Genomic DNA, 17,585 nt, shown 5'->3' with positions numbered 1-17,585 from the left:
CTTGCCACGTCGGCCGCTAGTGTTCGGCGTCGATCGGGGGGATCTTATGCGATTTTTGGCTGCACTGATGTTGGCGCTGACAATGCTCGTGGCCTCGCCCACGCCATCGAGCTTCGTGACCCAAGCCGGCGCCCAGGAGGAGGTTGTCGCGTCGCCAGTGGCGAACACGCGCTGGCGCGGGTACGTGCGCTGGAGCAATGGCGAGATCACGGAATGGACGGCGCTCTTTCGGCGCGATGGCGTGCTTGAGTATGCCTATAACGGCGTGACCTACGACAACGGCCGTTGGACCCAGAATAACCAACTCATCTATTGGCAAACCAACAATAGCTTCGCGATGTATTCTGGTACGCTGGCCGGCGACAGCATGGGCGGCGCTTCGCATAATCAGCGCAATGACACCGGAGTCTGGATTTTCGTTCGCGACTAGCCGCGCGGGGCGGCGGCGCGGCGCAGGCGGTCGGTGATGGCTTCGCCGAGGCCATGCGCGGGGATCGGTGCGACAGCGATCGTCTCAGCGCCGCTCGCATCAAGTGCGCGCAGGTGGGCGTAGAGATTGGCCGCGGCTTCGACGAGATCGCCGCTGGCGGAGAGCGTGAGCCCGCCCGCAGGCGCCGGCGCGCCGAACGCGAGATAGGCCGCGCCGGGCGGCGGCGTGGTGACATCGAGCAACACGCGCGCGCGCGGCGCGTAATGGCTCTCCAGCATGCCGGGCGCGGTGACGCGTTTGGGATCGCTCGGCGTCGCCAGAGGGCCGATGAGGGCTTCGATGTCCGCGCGCGGGATTGCGCCGGGGCGAAGCAAAGTGGCCGTCCCTTCCGTATCGATCGCGACGATAGTGCTCTCCAGGCCAACGGGGCTTGCGCCGCCGTCGAGCACAACATCGACCGCGTGGCCGAGATCAGCGGCGGCGTGCTCGGCGGTGGTGGCGCTCACATGGCCGGAGCGATTGGCGCTGGGCGCGGTGATCGGCTTGCCGAACGCCGCCAGCAATTGGCGTGCGACCGGATGCGAGGGCGCGCGCAGGGCGATGGTGGTGAGGCCAGCGCAGGCCAATTCAGACACGCTGCTCTCCGCGCGGCGCGGCGCGACGATGGTGAGTGGGCCGGGCCAGAATTGCAGCGCCAACTTGTGCGCCTTCTCGTGGAAGATCGCGTGCTCTTCCGCCTGCGCCAGGCCTGACACGTGCGCGATCAGCGGGTTGAGTTGCGGCCGGCCCTTGGCCTCATAGACGCGCGCCACCGCCTTCGGGTTCGTCGCATCGCAGGCGAGGCCGTACACGGTCTCGGTCGGCATGATGACGAGCCCGCCAGTGCGGAGGGCTTCAGCGGCGGCTTCTACGCTCATGAAGCGCGATAGGCTTCAACCCGGATGATGATGTCAATGTCGCGCGAGATGCTGTCGTCAGCGTCCGAGTCCTTGCCGATGTCGAAATCGCGCCGATCGATGCTGGTGCGGCCGTTCATGCTGGCGCGGTCGCCGTCGATCGTGAGCGTGAAAGGCAGCGCCACCTCGCGCGTACGGCCGCGGATCGTGAGTTCGCCTTCGGCGCGATAATTGTCACCACCCAAATGCCGGATCGAGGTCGTGCGGTAGGTGGCGTTTGGATGAGTGGCGGCGTCGAACCATTGCGCGCCGGGCAGCGCGCGGTCGTGCATCGCGACGCCGTCCGTGGCCGAGGCGGTTGCGATCGCGACATTGGCGGAGGAGCCCGGCAGGTCAGCTGGATCGAACACGATGTCGGCGCGCCAGCTGGTGAAGCGGCCAGAGAAATTCTGCGCGCCGTTGATGTCGTCGGTGTAGACGAAAGCAAAACCGACGGAGCTGCTGCGCGCGTCAACGCGCCATGCGTTCGGATGCGCGGGTGTTGCAGCGGACGGCGCTTCAGGCGCGGCAGGCGCGGCGCCGGGCGCCGGCTCACCAATCGCGATGGTCGAACTGTGTTGCGGTGCGTTTGCGCCCGTGTCGGCGGCCATGCCGGCGAAGGCGAAGAGGCTGGCGATCAGCGCGATCGCGACCAAGCTTAAGCCGCCGCCCAGAATGGCGAGGCGCACTGGGTTCTTCGGCGGCGCTTCGGTTTGGAAGGGCGGCTTCACGCCAGGGACCATGTGCGAAAGCACTTCGTCGCGGTCGAAGAAATGATGCTTCAGCGCCGCGCCCACGTGCAGCGCCGCCAGCACAATGACGCCCCAAGCGAGCTTCGAATGCACGTTCAGCGAGGCCTCGGCGACGCCCGCGCGTACGCTTTCAGCGGCATGCGGTAGGCCGAACAATTCCGGCACGCGGATCAGGCCAAACCAATGCGTGGCGACGACCAGCGGCTCATCCTCATGCACGGACCAGCCGGCGGATACGAAGAGCCAGCCCGTCAGCGGCAGCGCGATCATCAGGAAATAGAACATCCAGTGCGTCGCCTTGGCGATGATGCGCTCCCAGGCGGGCATGTGGTCTGGCAAAGGCGGCGGCGGGTTCGCCAACCGCAAGCCGAGGCGAACGAGGCTCAGCGCGAGAATGGTGAGCCCGATCGATTTGTGGAATTGGAAGGCGTGGAAAACGCCGTCAGTCACGACGCCGTCCTCAATCTGATCGCCCATCCACCAGCCGAGCGGGATCATCAACAACATCGCAATCGCGATCGCCCAGTGAAGGACGATCGCGACGGCTGTGTATCTCTGCTGAGCCTCTGCGCTCACTTAGTTCACCGGTTCGGCGGGCGTAGCCGGAGCAGGCGTTTCCGTCGCGGCCGGGGCCGGGCGCGTGAACTCGGCTTCGATGACGAGTTCGACTTGCGTGGCGACGCCGTCGTTCGCTTCAGGCGTGGATGGCACGAGTGTGTTGGCGCCAATGCCGTAATCGAGGCGGTTGAACGTGCCATGTGCCGAGAAGCCGATTTGTTGGATCGGGAAGCCCATCGGGTGCACGGCGTGGCTGGTGTTGTAAGTCGCTTCCAGCGTGATCGGGCGTGTGACGCCCTTGATCGTCAGATCGCCAGTGACGCGCGCCGTGCTCGGGCCGGTACTTTCGATGCTGGTCGAGCGGAAGGTTGCGGTCGGGTGCGTGGTCGCATCGAGCCATTCGGAGTTTTGCAGCTCAGCGTCGAAGTCGCGCTCGCCAGCGTAAGGGGTGTCGAGCGAACCGGCCTGGACAGTGGCTTCGATGGTCGATTGCGTCGGGTCTTCGGCGTTGAAATTGAGCGTGCCGCTGACCGTGTTCAGGCGGAACACATAATTCGACAGGCCAAAGTGCTTCACGCGGACCGCGACCGTGGTGTGGGTCGGGTCAACCTCATAGGCGCCGGTCGGCACATTCACGACAGCCGGCGCAGGCGGCGGCGCTTCGGTCGGGGCGGGTTGAGAGCAGGCGGCCAACGCTAAAGCAGCAGCAGCGAACGTCACATATTTCATAAGAAGGGTCTCCCTCGCTAAGCGACCTATGTAGGGCGGCGCCCCCTCAGGGCCACAAGTACGCACACCAATGTAACCGGCAAGGTTTTTCCGCGCCGCTCAGCCTTTGATGAGTTCCGCCTCGATCACGAGTTGAACGACATCGCCCGTAAACGTGCTCCATTGGGTGACGCCCCACTCGGAGCGACGGATTTCGCCGTGCGCCGAGAAGCCAAGCACCACGGCATTGCCGCGCAATGGATCGGTGCGGCCGCCGCCGAACACCGCATCAAGCGTCGCCGGGTGGGTCTGGCCGTTCATGGTGAGATCGCCGGTGACGCGCGCTGTGTGCTCGCCCGTGCGCTCGATTGCGGTGGACGCGAAACTGATCTGTGGTGTCGCTTCCGCTCCGATCGCACGGCCAATGCTGCGATCGAAGGCGCGCTCGCCTTGTGGATTGAGGAGACCCGTATTCACCGTCGTCGCATCGACGCTGGCGGTGAGCCGCGAGCGCGAGGGATCGGTGGGATCAAATTCAAGCGTGGCGTCACGCGTGTCGAAGCGCGCGGTGAACCATGAGAGCTCTTCATGGCGAATGCGAAACAGCACGCTCGCGTGGCGTGGATCGAGCCGATAGCTGCCCGCCGGCAGATCGATCGAGATCGGATAGGTCGCGGCCGCAGCCGTGGGTGCGGCGTTTTGTACGCTCGCGGCAGGCGAGGTGGCCGAACCGTCCACGCTGACGCAGGACGACAAAGCCAATAAAGATGCAATCAACAGCGCGCGCATGAGTGTCTCCCTGCTGGCCCCGTGTCGCTATAGCATCATCGCATAGAGGGCGCCGCATAAAGCAATGTCTGGCGAAGTGGGCGCGCGTAGGTATGCTTCGCCGCTCTGGAGAGAATAATGACGTACGCCGCCCCCATCGCCGACATGCGCTTCGCGCTCGAAGCCTGTGCCGACCTTTGGTCGCTGCGCGAACGTTTCCCCGATCTGGATGAGGATTTGCTGGCCGCGATCCTGGAGGGCGCCGGTGCGTTGGCGGGTGAAACTTTGGCGCCGCTCAACCGCAGCGGCGATCGCGCGCGTATTTCGCTCGCGAATGACGTGGTGACGACCCCGCGGGGCTTCGCCGAGGCATATCAGGCGTACAAAGATGGCGGTTGGCAAGGGCTGGCGGCTGATCCGACCTATGGCGGTCAGGGCCTGCCGCGCGCAGTAGCGCTCGCTGTGATGGAGAGTGTGCACGCCGCCAACATGGCGTTCGGCCTGCTGCCGATGCTGACGCTGGGCGCGATCGAAGCGATCGAACAGCACGGCGCGCCGGATCAGAAGGCGCTTTATCTGGAAAAGCTCATCTCGGGCGAATGGTCCGGCGCCATGAACCTGACCGAGCCGCAAGCGGGCTCAGACGTCGGCGCACTCACCACAAAAGCCGTGCCGCAAGCCGATGGCTCGTATGCCATCACCGGCCAGAAGATATTCATCACTTGGGGTGAGCACGACCTCGCGCCGAACATCATCCACCTCGTGCTCGCGCGCATCGAAGGCGCGCCAGCGGGCTCGAAGGGCATCTCGCTCTTCATCGTGCCGAAATTCCGTGACGCGGACGGCTCGCGCAATGCGGTGCGCTGTATTGGTCTGGAAGAGAAGATGGGCATCCATGCGTCGCCCACCTGCACGATGGCGTTCGAAGGCGCGACAGGCTGGCTGATCGGCGAAGAGAACCGTGGTCTCGTCGCCATGTTCACGATGATGAACGCCGCGCGTCTCAATGTCGGCATGGAAGGCGTGGCCGTCGCCGAAGCAGCCTATCAAAAGGCGCTGGCTTACGCGAAAGAGCGCAAGCAGGGCGGCGCGCTCATCATCGAGCACCCAGATGTGCGCCGCATGCTCATGACCATGCGCGCCAAAATCCAAGCTGGTCGCGCGATTTGCTACGCCTGCGCTGTTGCCGCCGATGGCGACGACAAGCCGATGGAGGATGTGTTGACGCCGATCGCGAAATCTTGGTCCACCGATATGGGCGTCGAGGTCGCCAGCCTTGGCGTGCAAGTGCATGGCGGCATGGGTTTTGTCGAACAGGGCGGGGCTGCGCAATTCTTTCGTGACGCCCGCATTGCGCCGATTTACGAAGGCACCAACGGCATCCAAGCCATCGATCTCTACGGCCGCAAGCTCTTGGGCGATCGCGGCGAGGCGATGCGCCGTGTGATCGACATGGCGCGTGAGGCGGCCGGGCAATCGAAAGATGCGCGGGTCGCGACACATTTGGGTGACGCAGCGAACGCGCTGGAGACCGCGACCGATTACATGCTTTCTGCCGCACGTGACGATGCCTTGGCTGGAGCTTCGGCTTATCTTGCGCTCGCGGGCGACGTGGTTGGCGGCATGCTGCTGGCGCGCGGCGTTGCGAAGACCAGCGATGCGGCGCAAAGCGCCGTGCTCAATTATTACGCCGACACCGTACTCGCGCGCGCGGGTGCGCACCTGCCGCTGATCAAGCTCACGGCCGCGCCGCTCGCGGCGCTCGGCTGATCAACCTTCGGGGCGCCATTCCTTGAGCGCTTTTTGAAACGGCTTCAGCGGCGTCGGACGATAGCGCGGCTTCAGATGATCGGCGTGCGCGCGTTGCAACACGCTGGGCGCCAAGATGCTCTGCGCATCGTCCAAAGTTGGTCGTTCGCGCCGTGTCCAGACTTTGCGCGTCCGCCAGGGATAATTGATCGGCTGCAGCGCCTTTGGCAGGCGTGGGCGCACGATATCGGCATCGAAGCACATGCCCGCTTCGCGCATGCGTTGATCCAGCGGCGATTCATCGTCGCCATAAGTGGCGTAGAAGCGCAGACCCGCGTCGCGGGCGCCTTCGGCGATCCATTTGAGCGCGATGGCGGAAAGCTTGGAGCCGTCGCCGCCGCCAATATCGCCGTGCGAACCGGTGAACCAGCGCTGCTGATAAGCCGTGCGGCCAAGACGGGCGTTGTCTTCTTCGATGCCGTCCCAAAGCGTGACCGGAAAGCCCAGGCGATTTTCATCCAACGCGACCGCGTGGCGCGCGTTCAACACATTCGGACTGACGCGATAATTCTTGAACTTGTGGCTGCTGCTATCGCCCCATGGCGTGAAGGAGGCGAGCACGTCGCCGAATCCGCGCTGCGCCACCGTATCGAACACGCCGAGATAGGTGATCTGTGGCGCGTCGTCGGTGTGACGGCGCGTGCCGTCGCTATTGCGATCACCCTTGCCGTAGAGCTTCCGGAATTGCGCCGCCGCTTCCTGATGTTCGCGATGCGCTTCTTCCGAAGCGCTGGCGTCGGGGCGATTGTAATAGATACGGAAGCCGTCGCGCGCTTTGTTGATGTGGCGGCGCGAGACGATGCCAGCGGTGTTGATGAAGCCCGCCAGTCGGCGCGCGGCGAACGCGCCGCGGCTGAAGCCGAAAATGTAGATCTCGTCGCCCGTTTCGTAATTGAAGGCGAGACGCAGGTACGTATCGAGCACGAGGTCTTCGAGGCCTTCGCCAAAGGCGCCGCCGGCGAAACGATTGAATGAGGTCTGCGCGCGCTGCAGGAAGTTCGTGTCCGCCAGGGCGCCGAGCGATGAGCCCACGCCCAACGTGTAGATCACGGTTTGCTGCACGGTGGAGCCGTCTGCGCGGGTCTCTTTGTGCGCGACGCTGCGTGCGATGATGCCGATATTGGTCAGCTCATCTTGGGTGAGCGTCTGCCACGTACCATCCATGCAAACGACGATGCGTTTCATGCAAGTCCCCTATGCGTCCCCACGCGAGGGTGCAGTTTAGCCCTCCCTTGGCGTCACCCGAAAGACGAAACAGGCCGGTTTTCTGTGGGATCGCCCATTTAGTCGGCGGGCGGGACCGGCTAGGCTCCGTCTTGGAGAACAAAAGATGTCGATGGACGGCACTGAAGATGAGGTCACCGCCACGCGCGGGCGGCCGAACCTTGTCTATCCCCTGGGCGATCCGCCTGAGGCGGGCGTCGCGCGCGAGATTTCGCCGGGCGTCTATTGGATTCGCATGCCGCTGCCGTTCGCGCTGCAATGGATCAATCTGTGGCTGATCGAGGATGGCGACGGTTGGACGGTGGTCGACACCGGCGTCGCGATGGAGCAATCGCGCGAACATTGGCGTTCGATCTTTGAGGCGACGCTGAAGGGCAAGCCGGTCACGCGCGTGATCTGCACGCACATGCATCCCGACCATATGGGTCTCGCGGGTTGGATCTGTCGCAAGTTCGACGCGCCGCTCTGCATGAGCCGGCTCGAATACATCACCGGCCGCGTGCTCGTCGCCGACACGGGCCGCGAGGCGCCGGAAGAGGGCGTACGCTTCTATCGTGCCGCCGGTTGGGACGAAGACGCGCTCGATTCCTACAAGGTGCGCTTCGGCGGGTTCGGCAAAGCCGTGTCGAAAATTCCCGATGCTTATCGCCGTCTGGCCGATGGCGACGAGATCGAGATTGGCGGCCGCATCTGGCGCGTCATCACTGGCAACGGCCATTCGCCGGAGCACGTGTGTCTGTGGCAGGAAGAGGCCAAGCTCTTCATCTCGGGCGACCAAGTGCTGCCGCGCATTTCGTCGAACGTCTCGGTGTTTCCTACGGAGCCTGAAGGCGATCCGCTCGCAGATTGGATTTCGTCTTGCAAGAAATTGTTGCTGGCGATGCCGAACGACGTGCTCGTGCTGCCGGCGCACAACGAACCGTTCCACGGTCTGCACGAACGCTTGAACAATCTGATCGACGGCCACGAACGCGCGCTCGCCCGCGTGCTGCATCGCCTGCGCCAGGGCCCCAAGCGCGCCACCGATCTCTTCGTGGCGTTGTTTGCACGCAAGATTGGTGCGGATCTCTTGAGCATGGCCACGGGCGAAGCCATCGCCCACGTCAATTGCCTGATCGGCCGCGGCCTCGCGCGCGCCGTCATGAAAGACGGGGTGACCTATTATGAAGCCGCCTGAGCCGCGGATTAGGCGCGTTAGGAGCGGCTTGATGGGCGGATTGCTCGCCGGTTTGGCGGCGTTCGGCATCTACTTGCGCGACGTCTCTAGAGTTGATCTCATTTTTGGCCGCGGCATGGATATCGACGATGCATTCTTTGCGTCTGCCATCCTCATTCCTGTCGTTTTGTTGGCAGGCATGAGCGCGGTCTTCGCGGTGTTGTGCTTAGGTGCCGCATTCTGGTTCACGCGCCATCTTGTAGCTCAACCGCGAACGTAGAATGCTCGACTGATGTCACCACCTGAGCCGCGCAATCTCGAATATCGCTCCAACAACGCGTTGCTGTGCTTTTGCATTGGCGCGGGGCTCTGCGGGCTCGCGTATGTGCTGGGCATTGGCGCGGTGATCGGTGCGGCGATGAGCGGCGGCGATCCGGCGGCCGTCGTCGGCGGCTTGTTCGCCGCAATTGGCATCGCGCTTGCTGGCGTTGCCGGTTTTATCATGATGGCGACCGGCGGAATATGGATGCTCGTCCGCGTCGTCGCCGACCAAACCGACAACGCCGAAGAAAAGCGCTACCGCGACGTCGAGCGCTGAGTTAGGGAAGCCACATGATCCTTTCGACCACCTTTGACGTCCCCGGCCGCACGCTAGGTCAGCACCTCGGCCTCGTGCGCGGCAATGTCGTGCGCTCGCGCTTTATCGGGCGCGATATCGTCGCGAATTTGCGCATGATCGTGGGCGGCGAGATCCACGAATATACGAAGCTATTGGCCGAGAGCCGCGAGCAAGCGCTCGATCGCATGATCCAGCACGCGCAATCCTTGGGCGCGGACGCTGTGATTGGCGTGCGTTTGGAAACGACCGACGCCGGCCAAGGCCAAGCGACGGAAGTGCTGGCTTACGGAACGGCCGTTAAGCTTGCCTGACGCAAGGGTGCTGCGTGCGCCAAGCGCCATGCGGCCAGCGTCACGATGCCCGCGGACACATCGATCAGCAGGCCGAAGGCCAGGATGAAAAGCACGTGGTGCGTAAGCAGGTGAGTCGCGGGCGCAGGCGCGAGTTCGCCTAGGCGCCAATCGGCCGCGCGCTGCAGCGCCCAATCCACGACGGCGCCGATGGCCAACCCGCCGGCGATCATCGGAACCCACGTCGGCACATGCGGCAGGTCGAGCGGCAGCCCAGCGATCATGTGCGGCGCGGTGTAAGCGACAAGCGTCAAGCCAAAGAGCGGCGTCGCCCAAGCGTGCGCGAGCGCGCGCCATGAGGTTTCGCCCGGTCGACCGGCGGCGAGCGCCAGACGTTGCGCTTCAGAAACGCTCCAGCGCGTGTCGGCGAACATGCGCCAGACAAAGAGCACGCCGATTCCGCCAGCCAGGCCGGTGAAGGCGCCGACAATCAAAGCCGCAAAGATAGGTCCCGCGAGGCTGAGCGGCTGAAGGCGGATCTTTTCGGCGCGCATCAAAGCGTGCGCCGCCAGCGCCGCCAAAATCAACAGCGAGAACGCTGGCGCAACGAATGCAGAGATGCCGGCGCCGAGGGCAATGGCCAGGGCAAACCAAGAGGCTGAACCGTGGCCGACGCTCTCAGGCGCGGCGGTAAAGGCTGCTGTGAAGTCTGGGCGTTTCGCGATCATGGTTCATACACATGAACCAACGTCGTGAATTGCGCGTAAATGCTAAGATAACCAAGCGTTTACGATGATCGCCGGTAGGGTTTTGTTAATTCGTCGGCGCGGGCGTCGGGATCGGCGCCGCGGGCGTGGCGGCGGCTTCGAAGGCGGCGTCGTTTGGGTGACCAACCGAGCGGATCACGTTGTTGTAGAGCTCCACCGGGTCAGACCCATCATAGCTCATGCAGAGCGTGATCAGATCAGAACCGGGACGCAGCTGCAGCGCTGCATGCACCGGGCGGCGCGGCGACGTCGCCTCTGCGCGCTGAATCGGCCAGCGACCGTCCGTTTCCATCGTCGTGGAGTTCACCGTCGCGGAATTGCCAGGGAACACACTGGCAATGCCGTTCAGCGTTGTGGTCCAGAACTCAGTGTTGAAACGGGCCGGCTCTTGCGCGGCGCGGCGCACCGCATCGACCGACGCGCTCGCCGTGCCGGCATTTGGTTGAGCGAGGAAGTGGCATTCGTTGTTGGCGGTGCCGGAGATGACGTAGGTGAATGTGTCGCTTGGGGTAGCGCCGCGCTCTTGCGTTGTGGTCCAACCATTTGGCGCGTCAAAGCGTAGGCGGCCGGCCGGATCGGTCCATTCGCGCGCGGCGGCGACGCCGCTAAAGCTCATTCCAACACAGATAGCCGCCGCAAGTGCGATCGCGCGCATGACATTCCTCCAAACCTTGTCCCTTAGGACTGGAATCTCCGCTTCATGTCCGCGTCGTCAAGGGGGCGCGGTGGCGCTGGAACCGTGTGCGGAAGCGCCTAAGATGGGCGCCAATTGGAGGATGCGCGCATGAGCTTGGCTGGAAAAACTCTATTTATTACAGGTGCTAGCCGCGGGATCGGTCTCGCGATTGCCCTGCGCGCGGCCCGCGATGGCGCCAATATTGTGATCGCGGCGAAGACGGCCGAGCCGCACAAGAAGCTGCCGGGCACGATCTATTCGGCGGCCGAGGAGGTCGAGAAGGCCGGCGGCCAAGCGCTGCCGCTGGTCGTCGACGTGCGCGAGCCGGACAATGTGAAGGCGGCCGTGGAAGCCGCGGTCGAGCGCTTCGGCGGCATCGATATTTGCGTCAACAACGCCTCCGCCATCCAACTCACCGGCACGCTGCAAACCGATATCCGCCGCTACGACCTGATGAGCCAGGTCAATGCGCGCGGTACGTTCATCGTCTCGCGCACGTGCTTGCCGTATCTGCTGAAGGCGTCGAACCCGCACGTACTGATGCTGTCGCCGCCGCTCGACATGAGCCCGCGTTGGTTCGGCAATCACGTCGCCTACACGATGGCGAAGTACGGCATGAGCATGTGCGTGCTCGGCATGGCCGAGGAATTCCGCGATCAAGGCGTCGCGTTCAACGCGCTCTGGCCGCGCACCGGCATCGCCACCGCCGCGATCGAATTCGCGCTGGCCGGCGAAGAAGGCATGAAGCATTGCCGCACACCCGACATCATGGCCGACGCCGCGCACGCGATCTTCACCAAACCGTCGCGCGACTGCACCGGCAATTTCTTCATCGACGATCTGGTGCTGTACGAAGCTGGTGTTCGTGAGTTCGATAAATATCGCGTCGATCCGACGAAGTCGTTGATGCCAGATTTTTTCGTGCCGGAAAACACGCCTTTGCCCGCTGAGATCAAAATGAGTCCGGCGGCTTAGGCGCCGCCGCGCAGTTGCGCGCTGAGCGCAGCCTGGCTGCCGCGGGCGTCGAGCCAGATGCCGAAGAAGTGGCGGCGGAAGCCGGGCCATTCGATTTCGCAGCGTTGCGCGCCGTTAAGATAAAAGCGCGCGGTGTTTGGGCCGGTGCTCACGCCGGTGATGCGGTCGCCGCTTTGCACGTCGGCGAAGCAGGCGGTGAGGGGCGCGCGAAGCGGCTGCAACGATGCTTCGCTGCCGGCGCCGCGTTGACGCATCTCGCTGATGGTGCGGTTGACGAGCGCATTGGCGCGGATCGAACGCTCGTAGATGAGTGACAGGGCGAACGGCCGTTCCCAGGAGAAGGCGCCGTTAGACGTCCAAAGCTCCGCTTGGAACACCGGGATAGAGAGCACGCTGTAACGCCCGGCGCCCACTTGCTGGGCGCTGGGGATGGCTTGGGTCAGCTCCGGATGACGTGCGAACGCGGGTGAGGCGACGCTGAGGAGCGCGGCGGCGAGCAGCAAAGGCTTGAGTAAGTGCATAATGGCTCTACGCAGAAGCTCGTGGTTTGGATCCCTCAACCGGCGACTGGCGCTTAGCCAGCCCGCGCGGCGGCGACCTCTTCCGGCGTCAGCGCAACCGTCGAGATGTCGATCTTGGCGGAGCCCTCTACGACCTCGCGCGAGTGCGAGACATAGACGATCGAGCTGTGTTCCAGATCGATGATGCGGCGCACGGCGACGTTTTTGAAGAAGAGGCTTTGGCGCTGGTTGAAAATCTCGTCGCCGGAGCGCCCTTCATCGGCGCCAGCCAAGCTGATCGGTCCGATGCGTTGGCATGCGACGGCCGAGTTCGACGGGTTTTCGAACCAATTACCCTGGCGCAGGCGATCGAGCGCGCTGCGGTCGAAATAGGAGACGTGGCAAACCACGCCCGGAATTTCCGGATCGGCGAACGCCTCGACCATGATCTCATTGCCGAGGAAGTCGTTGGAGAATTCGCCCACGGAGCCTTCGCGATCGCCGCAGGCGGCGAGACTGAGCAGGGCGCAAGCGGCGGCGGCGTATTTGAGCATGAGGCGTCTCCAGTTCCGGCTCGGAACTTTCTACACGGGGGCTTGGTTCCCGCGTTCGCTTATTTATAGCGCGGCCAATGGGCGTTCACGTCCGAATGTGCGCCCATGATGCCGTCATGGCATTGATTGCAGACAAAGCCGGCCTCGGCGCCGTCGTGCGTGCCGCGATGCACGTGGTCAGTGACGCAAGGCGCGAAATCGAGGCGCACGCGCAGCGCGGCGAGATCGAGGACGCATTCGAAATAGACCCACTCGCGGCAATTATCGCTCCAGGCTTGGCCGCGATACGTTTCTTTGACGCCCTGCTCCAAAATCTCGCGCTCCAGCGCGCTCAGATGTTCGCAGACCATGTGTCCCCGCTCAGCGTTCGGCTTCGAGCGTCGTCTTAAGGAATTTCGACAAATCTTCCAGCGTGTCCGCGTCCTTGGGCGCTTTGTCCCAACGGATGCGGGAGATGCGTGGGAAGCGCATCGCGACGCCGCTCTTGTGGCGCGTGGAGCGTTGCAAGCCTTCGAAGGCGACTTCGAGCACGAGGCCTTTGGTTTTGGTGTGCGTGACTTCGCGGACCGGGCCGAAGCGATTGTTGGTGTTGTTGCGGACGAATTTGTCGAGTTCGATTAGCTCTTCATCGGTGAAGCCGAAATAGGCTTTGCCGACAGGCGCGAGTTCGCCAGTTTCGGTCCAGACGCCGAACGTGTAATCGCTGTAGAACGAGCTGCGTTTGCCCGAGCCGCGCTGGGCGTACATCAGCACGGCGTCGATCACCATCGGATCGCGCTTCCATTTGAACCAATAGCCCTTGGGGCGGCCGGCGAGATAGGGCGCGTTGCGGCGCTTGATCATCACGCCTTCGACCGCTTCCGCATCGACACCTGCGCCGCCCGTTGCTGGGTCGGCGCGCGCCGCCGTCAATGCATCCCATGTCGCGAACGGGATCAGGGGCGAGAGATCGATCGGCGCGGACGGGTGTTGTTCGATGAAAGGCTCAAGCTTCGCGCGGCGTTCGATGAAGGGGAGCGCACGCAGATCATCTTGGCCCAGCGCTAGGATGTCATAGCAGCGAATGAACGCCGGAAACTCTGCAATCAGCTTGGGCGTGACGCTTTTGCGGTTGAGACGTTGTTGCAGCGTGTTGAAATCCTGCACGCGACCTTCGCGGCGGATCAGCAATTCGCCGTCAAGCACGGCGTCGAAGTCGAAGCCTGCGACGAGATCGGGGAATGATTTGGATATGTCTTCGCCAGTGCGTGAATAGAGCCGCGCTACGTGCTTGCCACCCGCATCGCGACCGGCCGCGGCTTGAACGCGGATGCCATCCCATTTCCATTCGGCGCTGAATTCGGCGGGGTCGAGCGGGGCGAACTCTTCCGGCTCGATCGGGTGTGAGAGCATCGGCGGATAGAATCGCGTCAGCGTCGCCGTGCTCGGCGCTTCGGCGCGGCCTTCGAGCCAGGCGAAGAGATGCGTGTAGGGCGGCGCATCCGCGTGCCAAACATCTTCGATCTCGTCGGCGGACTTGCCGCCAAATTGCGCGAGCGCCGTGCGCGCCAATCGAGCGGAGACGCCGATGCGCAAGGCGCCGGTGATCAGCTTCAGCAACGCCCAGCGACCATTTTCATCGAGGCGATCCAGCCAATCGGCGACACGCGCCGGGAGTTCATCCTTTGGCGTCGTGTTCAGGCCTTCGACCACATCAGTAATCGTCAGCTCCGCATTCGCGCGCGCTTCATTCGCGGGCCACATCAGCGACACCGTCTCCGCCAAATCGCCGACGAAATCGTAGGAGAGACCAAACAGCACCGGATCGGTGCGCTCGGCCGCCAGATTGCGGATCAGGCCGGCCTTCGCGTGCTTGAAGGTGAGCCCGCCCGTCATCGCCGCCAGCGCCCAGCCGCGATCGGGATCGGGCGTGTCGCGAAAATAGGTTTCAAGCAACGCGAGCTTGCCGAGCCTGCGCGGCTCGTAGGCCAAGCGATCAAGGAGGGCTGCGAAGCGATTCATGCCGCGCTCGGCTCCTCCTCATCGCCATAGCCGACAAGATGCAGCGCCTTCGCCTTCAGTCCTTGCGTATCGCACCAATGCGCCAGCGCGTCTGCTTCGCCGTGCGTGATCCAGATCTCGCCGGCGCCGGCGTCTTTAATCGTGCGCTGCAGGTCGCCCCAATCCGCGTGATCCGAAATCACCAGCGGCAGCTCGACGCCTTGCTGGCGCGCCCGCGCGCGGATGCGCATCCAGCCCGACGCCACTGCCGTAACCGGATCGGGGAAGCGGCGCACCCACGGCGTCTGCAACGCGCCCGGCGGGCAAAGCACGATCGCGCCCGCATAAAAGCTCTTCGGCGCTGTTTCGACATGGCGCACGTCGCCCAGGTCGACGCCGCGCGCTTTGTAGAGCGCGGTCAGCTCCATCAGCGCGCCGTGGACGAAGATCGGTTTGTCCCAGCCGCAGCGCCGCAGCTCCGCCATCACGCGCTGCGCTTTGCCCAACGCATACGCGCCGACGATATGCGCGCGTTCCGGAAACATCGCGACGGAGGCGAGCAGCTTGCGCACTTCATGCTCGGCGCTCGGATGATTGAACACCGGCAGCGCGAACGTCGCCTCGCTGATGAAGACATCGCAGGGCGTGACTTCAAACGGCGCGCAGGTGGGATCAGGTTGGCGCTTGTAGTCGCCGCTGACGACGATGCGACAGCCGCCCGCTTCCACGGACGCCTGCGCGGAACCGAGCACGTGGCCTGCTGAATGCAACGAGAAGCGCGCGCCGTTCAGCGTGAGCTTTTCGCCATAAGTCAGAGATTGTTGCGAGCCCGCAAAATCCGGCCCGTATCGCGCGGCCATGATCGCTAACGTGTCGGCAGTCGCCAGCACAGATCCGTGACCGGCGCGGGCGTGGTCGGAATGTCCGTGTGTAATCAACGCCCGCGCCACGGGGCGCACGGGGTCGATGTAAAGGTCCGCAAGCGGGCAATAGAGGCCTTCCGGGCGCGGATGTAGGATTTGAGCCGGCTGCATCGTCTTGAAAAGATAGGGCGCCTGCTGCGCAATTTCCGCAATCGGTTTGCGGAATGTCGAACGCCCCTAGCGTTTGGCCGGCCGCGCCCCTATGTGCGGCGCTTCGCGGGGAGAGACGATTTTCGTATGGCCGAACCGATCATATCCATTCGGGATGTGAGCAAGACGTATAAGTCTGGCTTGCAGGCCCTGAAGCCGATCAATCTGGAAATTGAGAAGGGCGAGATTTTCGCGCTGCTGGGGCCAAACGGCGCCGGCAAGACAACGCTCATCTCGATCATTTGCGGCATCGTCAATCCATCGAGCGGCGTGATCATTGCGGACGGCCATGACATCGTGCGCGATTTCAAACCCGCCCGCAAAAAGATCGGCCTGGTTCCGCAAGAGCTGCACACGGACGCGTTCGAGAAGGTGATCGACACGGTGAACTTCTCGCGTGGCCTGTTCGGCTTCGCGCCGAACCCCGCTTACATTGAGAAGGTGCTGCGCGACCTCTCGCTTTGGGAGAAGCGCAATTCCAAGATCATGGAACTCTCAGGCGGCATGAAGCGCCGGGTGATGATCGCCAAGGCGCTCAGCCACGAGCCGAAGATTCTGTTCCTTGATGAGCCGACGGCCGGCGTCGACGTCGAGCTGCGGCGCGATATGTGGGAGATGGTGCGTGGGCTGCGCGAAAACGGCGTCACCATCATTCTGACCACGCACTATATCGAAGAGGCCGAGGAAATGGCCGATCGCGTCGGCGTGATTTCCAAGGGCGAGCTTATCCTGGTCGAGGAGAAAGATGCGCTGATGCGCAAGCTCGGCAAGAAACAGCTCACGCTCGATTTGCAGGCGCCGCTAAGCGCGGTGCCGGAAGGGCTGAACGGCTATCACATCGAGCTCGCCGGCGAGGGCCGTCAGCTGATCTATTCGTTCGACGCCAATGCCGAAGACACCGGCATACCTGGGCTGCTGCGTCGCCTCAGCGAACTCGGCGTCGATTTCAAAGATCTCCACACCGAACAATCCTCGCTCGAGGATATCTTCGTTAGCCTGGTGCACAGCCGATGAATTTCCACGGTGTTCAAGCGATCTATCGCTTCGAAATGGCGCGCTGGTTTCGCACCATCGGGCAGAGCCTGTTCTCGCCGGTGCTGTCGACCTCGCTTTATTTCATCGTCTTCGGCTCGGCCATCGGCTCGCGCATGATGGAGATCGACGGCGTGAGCTATGGCGCGTTCATCGTGCCGGGGCTCATCATGTTGTCGATCCTGACCGAGAGCGTCTCAAACGCTTCGTTCGGCATCTACATGCCGCGTTGGGCGGGGACGATTTACGAATTGCTCTCGGCGCCTGTCTCGGCGCTGGAGGCCGTGATGGGCTACGTGGGCGCGGCGGCGACGAAATCCATCATCATCGGCTTGGTGATCCTCGCCACGGCGCGGCTCTTCGTAGCGTACGAAGTGCAGAACCCGGCGATGATGTTGCTCTTCTTGGTGCTGACGTCGCTCTCGTTCTGCTTGTTCGGATTCATCCTTGGCGTCATCGCCGATGGTTTCGAGAAGCTGCAGATCGTGCCGATGCTGATCATCACGCCGCTGACGTTCCTGGGCGGCACGTTCTATTCGATCAACATGCTGCCCGAGCTTTGGCAGAAGATCGCGTTGTTCAATCCAGTGGTCTATCTCATCAGCGGCTTCCGCTGGAGCTTCTTCGGCGTCTCGGATGTCGATATCGGCCTCAGCCTCTTGGCAATCAGCGTGTTCCTCGTCGCCTGTTTCAGCGCAGTCTGGTGGATATTTAAGACCGGCTATCGGCTCAAAAGCTGACATAACGGCAATGTATCGTACGCGATACATCGTTGACGA

The 17,585-nt window shown here is 63.3% G+C and carries 21 protein-coding genes; 9 read left to right on the top strand and 12 right to left on the bottom strand.

From position 1 onward, the window contains the following. Positions 1-46 precede the first annotated feature (46 nt). Positions 47-430 (top strand): hypothetical protein, encoded by a 384-nt coding sequence (locus EPJ54_RS06625; protein WP_135210856.1) that lies wholly within the window; start codon positions 47-49, stop codon positions 428-430. On the opposite strand, the gene EPJ54_RS06620 is transcribed toward EPJ54_RS06625, so the two are convergent. The 4 genes from EPJ54_RS06620 to EPJ54_RS06605 form a co-directional block, all read right to left on the bottom strand. Then, positions 427-1,347, bottom strand: coding sequence for an L-threonylcarbamoyladenylate synthase (locus tag EPJ54_RS06620; protein ID WP_135210855.1), 921 nt, complete (start codon positions 1,345-1,347; stop codon positions 427-429). The genes EPJ54_RS06625 and EPJ54_RS06620 overlap by 4 nt on opposite strands. Further along, positions 1,344-2,693, bottom strand: coding sequence for a YceI family protein (locus EPJ54_RS06615; RefSeq protein ID WP_135210854.1), 1,350 nt, complete (start codon positions 2,691-2,693; stop codon positions 1,344-1,346). The genes EPJ54_RS06620 and EPJ54_RS06615 overlap by 4 nt, the downstream gene beginning before the upstream one ends. Further along, a complete protein-coding gene (locus tag EPJ54_RS06610; protein ID WP_135210853.1) occupies positions 2,694-3,404 on the bottom strand; it encodes a YceI family protein in 711 nt (236 codons plus the stop codon). Positions 3,405-3,503: 99 nt separating this feature from the next. Continuing rightward, positions 3,504-4,172 (bottom strand): YceI family protein, encoded by a 669-nt coding sequence (locus tag EPJ54_RS06605; RefSeq protein ID WP_135210852.1) that lies wholly within the window; start codon positions 4,170-4,172, stop codon positions 3,504-3,506. Positions 4,173-4,289: 117 nt separating this feature from the next. Here EPJ54_RS06605 and EPJ54_RS06600 point away from each other — a divergent pair, with 117 nt between their 5' ends. Beyond that, complete coding sequence (locus EPJ54_RS06600) at positions 4,290-5,921, top strand: acyl-CoA dehydrogenase family protein (RefSeq protein ID WP_135210851.1); 1,632 nt, start codon at positions 4,290-4,292, stop codon at positions 5,919-5,921. On the opposite strand, the gene EPJ54_RS06595 is transcribed toward EPJ54_RS06600, so the two are convergent. After that, positions 5,922-7,145 (bottom strand): DUF2235 domain-containing protein, encoded by a 1,224-nt coding sequence (locus EPJ54_RS06595; RefSeq protein WP_135210850.1) that lies wholly within the window; start codon positions 7,143-7,145, stop codon positions 5,922-5,924. Between the two features lie 151 nt (positions 7,146-7,296). On the opposite strand from EPJ54_RS06595, the gene EPJ54_RS06590 reads away from it, so the two are divergent. Genes EPJ54_RS06590 through EPJ54_RS06575 form a run of 4 tightly spaced genes read left to right on the top strand, consistent with a single transcriptional unit; the run spans position 7,297 to position 9,270 of the window. After that, complete coding sequence (locus EPJ54_RS06590) at positions 7,297-8,361, top strand: MBL fold metallo-hydrolase (protein ID WP_167755603.1); 1,065 nt, start codon at positions 7,297-7,299, stop codon at positions 8,359-8,361. 31 nt (positions 8,362-8,392) lie between these two features. Further along, positions 8,393-8,620 carry a hypothetical protein gene (locus EPJ54_RS06585; RefSeq protein WP_135210849.1) on the top strand — a complete coding sequence of 76 codons (228 nt, stop codon included), beginning with the start codon at positions 8,393-8,395 and terminating at the stop codon, positions 8,618-8,620. Between the two features lie 12 nt (positions 8,621-8,632). Then, positions 8,633-8,938, top strand: coding sequence for a hypothetical protein (locus tag EPJ54_RS06580; protein ID WP_135210848.1), 306 nt, complete (start codon positions 8,633-8,635; stop codon positions 8,936-8,938). Between the two features lie 14 nt (positions 8,939-8,952). Further along, positions 8,953-9,270 (top strand): YbjQ family protein, encoded by a 318-nt coding sequence (locus tag EPJ54_RS06575; RefSeq protein WP_135210847.1) that lies wholly within the window; start codon positions 8,953-8,955, stop codon positions 9,268-9,270. Here EPJ54_RS06575 and EPJ54_RS06570 read toward each other — a convergent pair. Beyond that, positions 9,243-9,977, bottom strand: a complete 735-nt coding sequence (locus EPJ54_RS06570) for a hypothetical protein (RefSeq protein ID WP_135210846.1) — start codon at positions 9,975-9,977, stop codon at positions 9,243-9,245. The genes EPJ54_RS06575 and EPJ54_RS06570 overlap by 28 nt on opposite strands. 85 nt (positions 9,978-10,062) lie before the next feature. Beyond that, complete coding sequence (locus EPJ54_RS06565; protein WP_135210845.1) at positions 10,063-10,671, bottom strand: hypothetical protein; 609 nt, start codon at positions 10,669-10,671, stop codon at positions 10,063-10,065. A gap of 129 nt (positions 10,672-10,800) precedes the next feature. Here EPJ54_RS06565 and EPJ54_RS06560 point away from each other — a divergent pair, with 129 nt between their 5' ends. Then, a complete protein-coding gene (locus EPJ54_RS06560; protein WP_135210844.1) occupies positions 10,801-11,667 on the top strand; it encodes an SDR family oxidoreductase in 867 nt (288 codons plus the stop codon). On the opposite strand, the gene EPJ54_RS06555 is transcribed toward EPJ54_RS06560, so the two are convergent. Genes EPJ54_RS06555 through EPJ54_RS06535 form a run of 5 tightly spaced genes read right to left on the bottom strand, consistent with a single transcriptional unit; the run spans position 11,664 to position 15,735 of the window. Continuing rightward, complete coding sequence (locus EPJ54_RS06555) at positions 11,664-12,188, bottom strand: chalcone isomerase family protein (protein WP_135210843.1); 525 nt, start codon at positions 12,186-12,188, stop codon at positions 11,664-11,666. The two genes, EPJ54_RS06560 and EPJ54_RS06555, sit on opposite strands and share 4 nt — an antisense overlap. Before the next feature lie 53 nt (positions 12,189-12,241). Beyond that, positions 12,242-12,721 carry a CreA family protein gene (locus EPJ54_RS06550; protein WP_135210842.1) on the bottom strand — a complete coding sequence of 160 codons (480 nt, stop codon included), beginning with the start codon at positions 12,719-12,721 and terminating at the stop codon, positions 12,242-12,244. 59 nt (positions 12,722-12,780) lie between these two features. After that, complete coding sequence (locus EPJ54_RS06545; RefSeq protein ID WP_135210841.1) at positions 12,781-13,071, bottom strand: hypothetical protein; 291 nt, start codon at positions 13,069-13,071, stop codon at positions 12,781-12,783. A 10-nt stretch (positions 13,072-13,081) separates the two neighbouring features. Beyond that, positions 13,082-14,722: a cisplatin damage response ATP-dependent DNA ligase gene (locus EPJ54_RS06540; protein WP_135210840.1), complete on the bottom strand. Its 1,641-nt coding sequence runs from the start codon at positions 14,720-14,722 to the stop codon at positions 13,082-13,084. Continuing rightward, on the bottom strand, positions 14,719-15,735 hold the full coding sequence (locus tag EPJ54_RS06535; protein WP_135210839.1) for a ligase-associated DNA damage response exonuclease: 1,017 nt from the start codon (positions 15,733-15,735) through the stop codon (positions 14,719-14,721). The genes EPJ54_RS06540 and EPJ54_RS06535 overlap by 4 nt, the downstream gene beginning before the upstream one ends. A 126-nt stretch (positions 15,736-15,861) precedes the next feature. On the opposite strand from EPJ54_RS06535, the gene EPJ54_RS06530 reads away from it, so the two are divergent. Together EPJ54_RS06530 and EPJ54_RS06525 are read left to right on the top strand one after the other, a co-directional pair. Further along, positions 15,862-16,788, top strand: a complete 927-nt coding sequence (locus EPJ54_RS06530) for an ABC transporter ATP-binding protein (protein ID WP_135210838.1) — start codon at positions 15,862-15,864, stop codon at positions 16,786-16,788. Beyond that, on the top strand, positions 16,785-17,546 hold the full coding sequence (locus EPJ54_RS06525; RefSeq protein WP_135210837.1) for an ABC transporter permease: 762 nt from the start codon (positions 16,785-16,787) through the stop codon (positions 17,544-17,546). Before EPJ54_RS06530 ends, EPJ54_RS06525 begins: the two co-directional genes overlap by 4 nt. Positions 17,547-17,585 lie beyond the last annotated feature (39 nt).

The organism is Vitreimonas flagellata (assembly GCF_004634425.1).
GTDB lineage: Bacteria > Pseudomonadota > Alphaproteobacteria > Caulobacterales > Aquidulcibacteraceae > Vitreimonas > Vitreimonas flagellata.
The sequence above is the reverse complement of the archived record's forward strand: the minus strand, read 5'-3'. Positions and strand labels throughout refer to the sequence as shown.